A 6998-nucleotide genomic window follows, 5' to 3' on the forward strand; every position below is an offset into this window, starting at 1 on the left:
GAAGTTCAGTGAGTGGAAAGTGAGAGATTTCCACTCAATTTGAAGAGGATACAAAAAAACTGCTGCCTAATACAGAAAGGGTTATAGAATGTCTGAGCCGGATGACGGGAAACTGTCCTGTCCGGTTCTTAGGAGAGAAAGGGAGAGAGATCTCCCTGACTTATCCGACAAAGGTGGGGAAAAGTAAATCGGCCAAAATGGGGAAAAGTAAATCGGCCTTGACAATGAGGTGTGGAGTTTTTGTAAAACCGATGATATCTTAACAAAAACTAATATATGGATAGATAAATTAAGACTAAAAGTAACACCTTAATTAGTAAAATCGAAAGAAATAATTGTTATCAATACATATTTTTTTCACTATAAAAAGAGGAAAATTAAAGAATGAAAGCTCAATCTGGACACAGTCTCTTTCCTTCCATAAGAACAGCCCTTAAAACGAGCAAAAATTTGAACTTTACTCGAGATTATGTGTCCGTAGGTTCCGGATGTTCAAGCTTTCTTTATAAAATAGTTTTGGAAAAATATATGAAAAAGAAAAATGAGCGTAAGTTGTTTGTAAACAAAGGAATTTTTGTGCTGGCCTGCATTTTTTTGTTGTTGAGCCCTGCATCCTTAGTTTCATCTGCGGTATCTGGAGGCCGAGCAACAGGCTGTTTTTACGGAGTATGTATAAACACATCAAGATTTTTTCTAACAGAAACCCAGATGCCTTCTACTCTTCTTATCGAGGATCTTTCTCTCCCCTTAACAGGGACCCGAGATGGAAAAAACAAGCATCTCGAAAAAATCAGTCCTTTCTTACTTCTGGTGGCAGGCATCCTTGCAGGTTTTAATCCCTGCCTCCTTGCGGTAATGGCTTTTCTCGCTTCAGTTACGCTTGTCAAGCATGGAAGAAGAAAAGAAATGCTCAAAATCACACTCGGTTTTTCGGCAGGAATCTTTACCATGTATATGCTTGCCGGAATGGGCATCCTCATTGTTGTTAATCTCCTGCCTGACATCCAGGGAAGTTTTATAGAAACTTCAGTTCTGATCATTTTCCTGCTCGGCCTCTGGCATATTTTTGATGCCTACTGGCTGAAAAAGCATGCAAGAACTACCTTCAGGACTCCCAAACCTTTAAAAAACTTTATGGGCAAAATGGATCAGAATAACCTGGTATTGCTGTCCTTCCTTTCTGGAAGTATGTTCTCCCTGGTCAAAGCTCCCTGTGTAGGAGCTATCTTTCTCTCACTCCTGAGCATCCTGGCAACAAAAACCGATATTCTCAGGGGAACATTATATATGGGTATTTACAATCTAGGACTCCTGCTTCCTGTAATAGCTCTTGGCCTCCTCCTTGCCTTCGGACTCAGCCCGAGTAAAGTCACCGAATTCAGGGAAAGGTGGAGAGTGGAAATAAGGCTGACAACAGGAATCATACTGATATCCGTTGCCCGGCTCATGCAGCTTGGAGTAATCTGACCATAAAAAGCTCTATAATACTTCAATAAAAAGCCTGATATTTAAGTAAAAACCTGATTTTTAAGTCCGCAAACAATTCCAGTCTATTTTTTAACTTTGTAAAGTTTCCAGTTAACTTACTGTAGAAAATACCAGTGTGACCCTGGATTATATCCTGAAAATGCACTTTTGGAGACAAATCCTGAAAAGGTATTTTTAAAAACGTTTTTTAGGTCGTCTGGTGTTACATGACTGATATTACCATGATTAAATACTTAGTGTGAAAAATAATTGTGTTTTTGTGCAAGGAATGCAGGCAAGCTCCAGTTGCGCTGAGGTCCGGAACAAAAAAGAACTGAGAACTACTTTATGAGCATTTGAGAAAAATATCAACCGGATATAGGGACAACAAGAAAAATGGAATAAACGAAAAACAAACTGGTAACGAAAAACTAAATGGTAACAAAAAATTAATTGGTTGAGCTTTAAATTATCATCCCATCATTGGTTAACGTAATATCGCAAGTCCCGACAAAAATGGCATCATGCATATCCACGCCGTTTATGCTTTTTCGAGATACGTCGTTTATTTCCACGCTGCTGTCAGTTATACGGATTTTTTTATCTTCTACATAAAAAGTTCCTGTCACTACTATGTATCTGTCTTCTGTAATTCTGACATTAAAAATAACAGTTCTATCTTCTTTTCGCATCAGTGTAAAGCCGCTCTCAGCCTCGATTCTCCCTTCTGCCTCAAAGTTTTCATTAAGCTGGATAAACTCATTTTTATCGATTTTTGCTATAAGATTGGAATTTTCGTCCCGAATCTCGGTTGTTAGAACCAAATCGCCATCACAGTTTTCCAGAGTGAATAAAGGTACCCTATCTTTGTTATTTTGATCAGGCTTGTATGACAACCTGTATACAGGATCTGCATACACATTCGATCCAAGAATTAACATATAATCATGAGCCATACAGTTCTCCTCTATGCGGTTTAAAAAATAATATGATTTTAATTATCATATAATGGCTCTTTACAACAATAAAAGCGTTCTTTAAAATAAATACAAACAATGCTTTGCAGTTATGAAAACCTGAGTAGCAGTACAATAATTCGTTATATTCATACGACGAAGTTTTTTATGTGTCCTTATGACAAAGGAAAACAGATCAATATAAAAAGTAAATAATTATTAAATTATAAAAATTCAAATTATAAAATTAACGATTATATAATTAATACTGTCAATACAATAACTGTATAATTACAAACACTGATTTGAAATACTAGTCTTCCCTGTAAATTATTCTTTATCAGGGCTACAAGACTGACGTAGTTTCTTTTTTAACGTTAATTCCGAGAGAGAACGATAAATTAACTGGTTGAGGTTTCACTCAGCAAAACTGTGCCCAATACCGATGTGCTTTGACATAACTTCCCCAAAGCACGAAATCGTTCCATTCTTCAAGATCTATTTCTGTTGCTCTAAAGTAGATTTTATTCTGAAAAGTTGAATAATCCATATCGTACTTCTGTTTCATTTCAGCTATTTTCTGGTCATAGTAACCGGCTTTTTGTTCAGCCTTGTTGTGCACAAAACCCTGTAAGATTTTTTGCTCTTCTTTATTTAAACTGATTTTGGCCATACTATCCTTAGGCTCAAAGAGTTTTCCAGGCATTTTTATATAATAACAATAATCAATGGTTTCCCCCAATATACCACCTATTATTATTCTGTCCCTTTCATTTAAATGTATTCGTGTGCTTGCTCGTTTTTTAAGTAAGATCCCTGGAGTTAAACAAAAACAAACTTAGGAGTTAGGAAATATCCCTTATAACAAGATATGTTAGTGTTTTATTCATTATCCTTTGTTAAACTTATGTATTCAAAAATTTATAAAGTTTGCGGAAAAGTCCATAGATATTATGGAAATTCTAATATCCAAAGAGTCAAACTTAAGCCAAACTTTCTCAACAACGCCTGAACTGTCAACTCAAACCTACCTGCCTGAATAAAATGGTAACATTTTTCAAAGCTATTTGTAGTGTAGGATACTCACTTTGAAGAAATAGTGATAATTTTCAAAAAATATAAATATAAAAAACTATAATAAGAGGAGACGGAATTGATCATAAAGTATTTCATATTATTAAATTTAATAGAGTATTTTATTAATGCACTCCTTATTCATTGCCTTTGATTTCGATCTATGCATACTAACTAAAGTATATGCTAATGATTTGATGAAAATAGAAAGTCATATTAAACGAACTTTGAGTTTCCAGTTATATCGCAATATTGAATATTTAATAGGTAGTGACAGGTTCTGACAATATGTTTAGAAATTTCTTTTATAATCTTACATATTTATTGCTTCTACTTTAAAGCAAAAAACCACTTAAATGTTGAGGATTTTGTTAATTCAGAAGTCGGGATATAAGAGAGCCTATATTATTGAGCTAAACTGTTTGCATTTTAAAAACAATTGTAAAATAAATTAAGGATTAAACAGGAAATAGTAGCACATGAACTCAATTTCATTTTCTAAACACAGACCTCACATTCCTGAAATAAAATATATCTTATTAATGTTCTTCAGTACACGAATAATTTTAAGCATCATCGGAGTGCTATCTCGTAAAGTTTTATCAGTATACGGGACGAATCAGCCTATCTGGACAAAACATAACTGGCTGGATATATGGGGAGTTTGGGATACAGGCTGGTATATAGGTATTTCTCAGCATGGCTATACTCCAAGTTCTATGTACCAGGTAATTTCACAGCAGACTAATATCGCGTTTTTTCCCCTGTATCCATTGATAATGAGATTTCTAGGCTTGGCTACAGGAAATTACTATCTTGCTGGTTTGATAATATCAAACTTTTGTTTAATAGTTTCCTGTGTGTATCTTTATCGGCTTGTAAGGCTCGATTATGATGAAGATATATCCATTAAATCAATAAAATATCTGCTTCTTTTTCCGGTTTCTTTCATTCTTTCTGGAGTTTTCACCGAATCCCTGTACCTTACTCTTACTTTAATGTGTTTTTATTACGCCAGAACAGGTAAATGGCACCTAGCTGGGATCACAGGGTTCTTTTTATCCTTAACAAGGTCTACCGGTGTTCTTGTCGTTTTACCTTTGCTTTACGAGGGTCTTATGCCTTTGATAAGAAAAGATGTAAGCTTAAAAAGCCTTAAAAACTCCCTAAATAAAATATTTCCTCTGTTTTATCTCTCTTTAATCCCTCTGGGCACATTTTCTTTCATGATCTTTAATTATCACCTGACTGGAGATTTCATGGCTTTTGCACACTCTCAGGTAATGTGGCAAAGACATTTTGGAAATCCTCTGGAGATTCTAATTAACGGGTATCAGGGGGATATTTACACAGCTTTTGAGGCTGTTTTTGCTACCATTGCTATGTTTATTTTTATATTATTTTACAGAAGGATCCGATTTTCTTACTGGTTATTTTGTATATATTCTATTTTCGTCCCACTTTGTACGGGAATTCAGTCCATGCCCAGATTTATTCTTGTAATTTTTCCTATTTATATCCTTTTTGCGGATATTACTAAAAATCGCGTTTCAGAAGACCTTATTACGCTGTCTTTCGCTCTCCTCCAAGGTTTTTTAATGGTATTCTGGACTAATAGTTTCAATCTGGTGATCTAATTGAGATTTCTTATTAATTTTATACAAATAGATGATTATTATTTCGCTTATTAGGTTTAATTTACAAGTTGGAGTTAAAATGTATCTTAAGTATGAACTAACAGTAATTATTCCCACCTTTAATGAAGAGATCAATATTGCCAGGATAATCGAGGCTGTGAACTCAACTCTTTCATTACATAAGATTCGTGGGGAGATTCTTATTGTTGATGACGAATCTCGAGACAAAACTATTAAAATTGTCGAAGAGCTTATGTTGAAATACAATAATCTGAGAATTATCGTAAGACACACAGATCATGGGCTTTCACAGTCCGTAGTTGAGGGCTTCAGGCAGGCAAATTCTAACACTTTTCTGGTAATTGACGCCGATTTTTCCCATCCTCCAGCATTAATTCCTCGTTTTTACGAAGAAATTAAAAAAGGAACAGATATTGTAATAGGAAGTCGATATACTCACGGAGGAGGCATTAAACAATGGCCTCTTAAACGTCGGATTTTGTCTCTTGGAGCAACAGGACTTGGAAGAATACTATTTCCTGAAGTTACGGATCCTGTAAGCGGTTTTTTTGCCCAAAAAAAGAAAGTTATCTCTGGAGCTCAACTTCATCCTCGCGGGTACAAAATTCTTATGGAAGTTCTCGGAAAGGGAAAGTGGAACTCATTTATCGAGATTCCATTTACATTTAGTGATCGGCAGAACGGAGAAAGTAAACTCACATTTTGCATCATAACTGACTATATAAAACAAATTTTAAATATCGCTAAGTATTCTCTTGCTTTTCGTAATAACCATGCCTGGACCGAATGGGAGAAAATAGGAAAATTTTGCTTAGTAGGATTATCCGGGGTACTGGTCAATGTTGGTTCTCTATATTTATTTACTGAGTATATAGGCCTTTATTATATTATATCCAGTTTAGTAGCAATAGAAATATCTATCCTGAGTAATTTTCTCCTGAATGACTACTGGACATTTAAACTGAAGGATAAAGCCGATAAATATACACAGAATAGATTTAAGAGATTTTTTTCTTTCCAGGGTATCTCAATTGTAGGACTTATAATTAATATAGGAATATTGTATTTCCTGACAAATTTCTTTGGTATCTATTATCTGGTTTCAAACCTCATAGGGATAGTAATTGTCTTTTTCTGGAACTATCTGATGAACACGCAGGTTACATGGAAACTAAGAACTTACTGATATCCGAATATGAAAAATTAGCCTTCAGGTATCCATTGGTTTCTGGGATTCAACAGGAAGAAAAACTTTATATAAGAGGGTCTCTTTTCTTGGCTTAAAAATATTATAATAATGTTATAAACCTCACAGAGGCTGGAAAAGTAAGAATCACTAAGAACAAAGAGAACTTGGTGAAAAAAGAACTTGTAAGCGAGATCCACTAACACAAGGATTGAAACTTTTTATTTCGATCTAAAGACATATTGATAAAGATTTCGTTACTATTCAGGTAGCCTTTTTAGGGCTACACAATTTTTCCTCTTTTCGAGGAAAAATTGGATTTACAATGAGTTATTTCTATCTTTGATGAAACGTGAAGAGATTCTTGCTCTGTGTACTTCAAATCCTGAAGTTATTGCAACTTACATTGAGAGTCTTGAATCTCAAATAAAACAGCTTAGTGAAAAATTGCAAGTTTTAGAATCTCGCTTAAATCAAAATAGCAGAAACAGCAGTAAACCTCCTTCTACTGATTTTTTTGTCAAAGGAAAACCTAATCCCAAGAGTCTCCGTAAAAAGAGCGAAAAGAACCCTGGAGGTCAAGAAGGTCATCCAGGAACAACTCTTAAAATGGTTGATAATCCTGATTAGGTAATAGAGCATTCTTTGAACTGCTAA

General features: G+C 34.7%; 5 protein-coding genes and 1 pseudogene. 4 read left to right on the forward strand and 2 right to left on the reverse strand.

All coding sequences use genetic code 11. The annotated features are described in order from the left end of the window. Positions 1–384: 384 nt before the first annotated feature. On the forward strand, positions 385–1467 hold the full coding sequence (locus ASJ81_RS07320) for a cytochrome c biogenesis CcdA family protein (protein WP_245859893.1): 1083 nt from the start codon (positions 385–387) through the stop codon (positions 1465–1467). A 464-nt stretch (positions 1468–1931) separates the two neighbouring features. Here ASJ81_RS07320 and ASJ81_RS07325 read toward each other — a convergent pair whose 3' ends face one another. Further along, the gene (locus ASJ81_RS07325) at positions 1932–2423 is read right to left on the reverse strand and encodes a hypothetical protein (protein WP_095643911.1); all 492 of its coding nucleotides are present in this window, start codon (positions 2421–2423) and stop codon (positions 1932–1934) included. Between the two features lie 421 nt (positions 2424–2844). After that, complete coding sequence (locus ASJ81_RS07330; RefSeq protein WP_095643912.1) at positions 2845–3165, reverse strand: hypothetical protein; 321 nt, start codon at positions 3163–3165, stop codon at positions 2845–2847. 913 nt (positions 3166–4078) lie between these two features. On the opposite strand from ASJ81_RS07330, the gene ASJ81_RS07335 reads away from it, so the two are divergent. The 3 genes and pseudogenes from ASJ81_RS07335 to ASJ81_RS07345 form a co-directional block, all read left to right on the forward strand. Continuing rightward, positions 4079–5134, forward strand: a complete 1056-nt coding sequence (locus ASJ81_RS07335) for a hypothetical protein (protein ID WP_141241615.1) — start codon at positions 4079–4081, stop codon at positions 5132–5134. A 79-nt stretch (positions 5135–5213) separates the two neighbouring features. Then, positions 5214–6341, forward strand: a complete 1128-nt coding sequence (locus tag ASJ81_RS07340; RefSeq protein ID WP_095643914.1) for a glycosyltransferase — start codon at positions 5214–5216, stop codon at positions 6339–6341. 342 nt (positions 6342–6683) lie between these two features. After that, positions 6684–6968, forward strand: a pseudogene (locus tag ASJ81_RS07345) (DUF6444 domain-containing protein); the annotation flags it as partial. Positions 6969–6998 lie beyond the last annotated feature (30 nt).

Source organism: Methanosarcina spelaei, from assembly GCF_002287235.1.
GTDB classification, from domain to species: Archaea; Halobacteriota; Methanosarcinia; order Methanosarcinales; family Methanosarcinaceae; genus Methanosarcina; species Methanosarcina spelaei.

What these genes read in the sequence shown, in the direction of transcription:
- ASJ81_RS07320 (WP_245859893.1), top strand. Translation starts at nt 385, where the DNA reads ATGAAAGCTCAATCTGGACACAGTCTCTTTCCTTCCATAAGAACAGCC.
- ASJ81_RS07340 (WP_095643914.1), top strand. Translation starts at nt 5,214, where the DNA reads ATGTATCTTAAGTATGAACTAACAGTAATTATTCCCACCTTTAATGAA.
- ASJ81_RS07325 (WP_095643911.1), bottom strand. Translation starts at nt 2,423, where the DNA reads ATGGCTCATGATTATATGTTAATTCTTGGATCGAATGTGTATGCAGAT.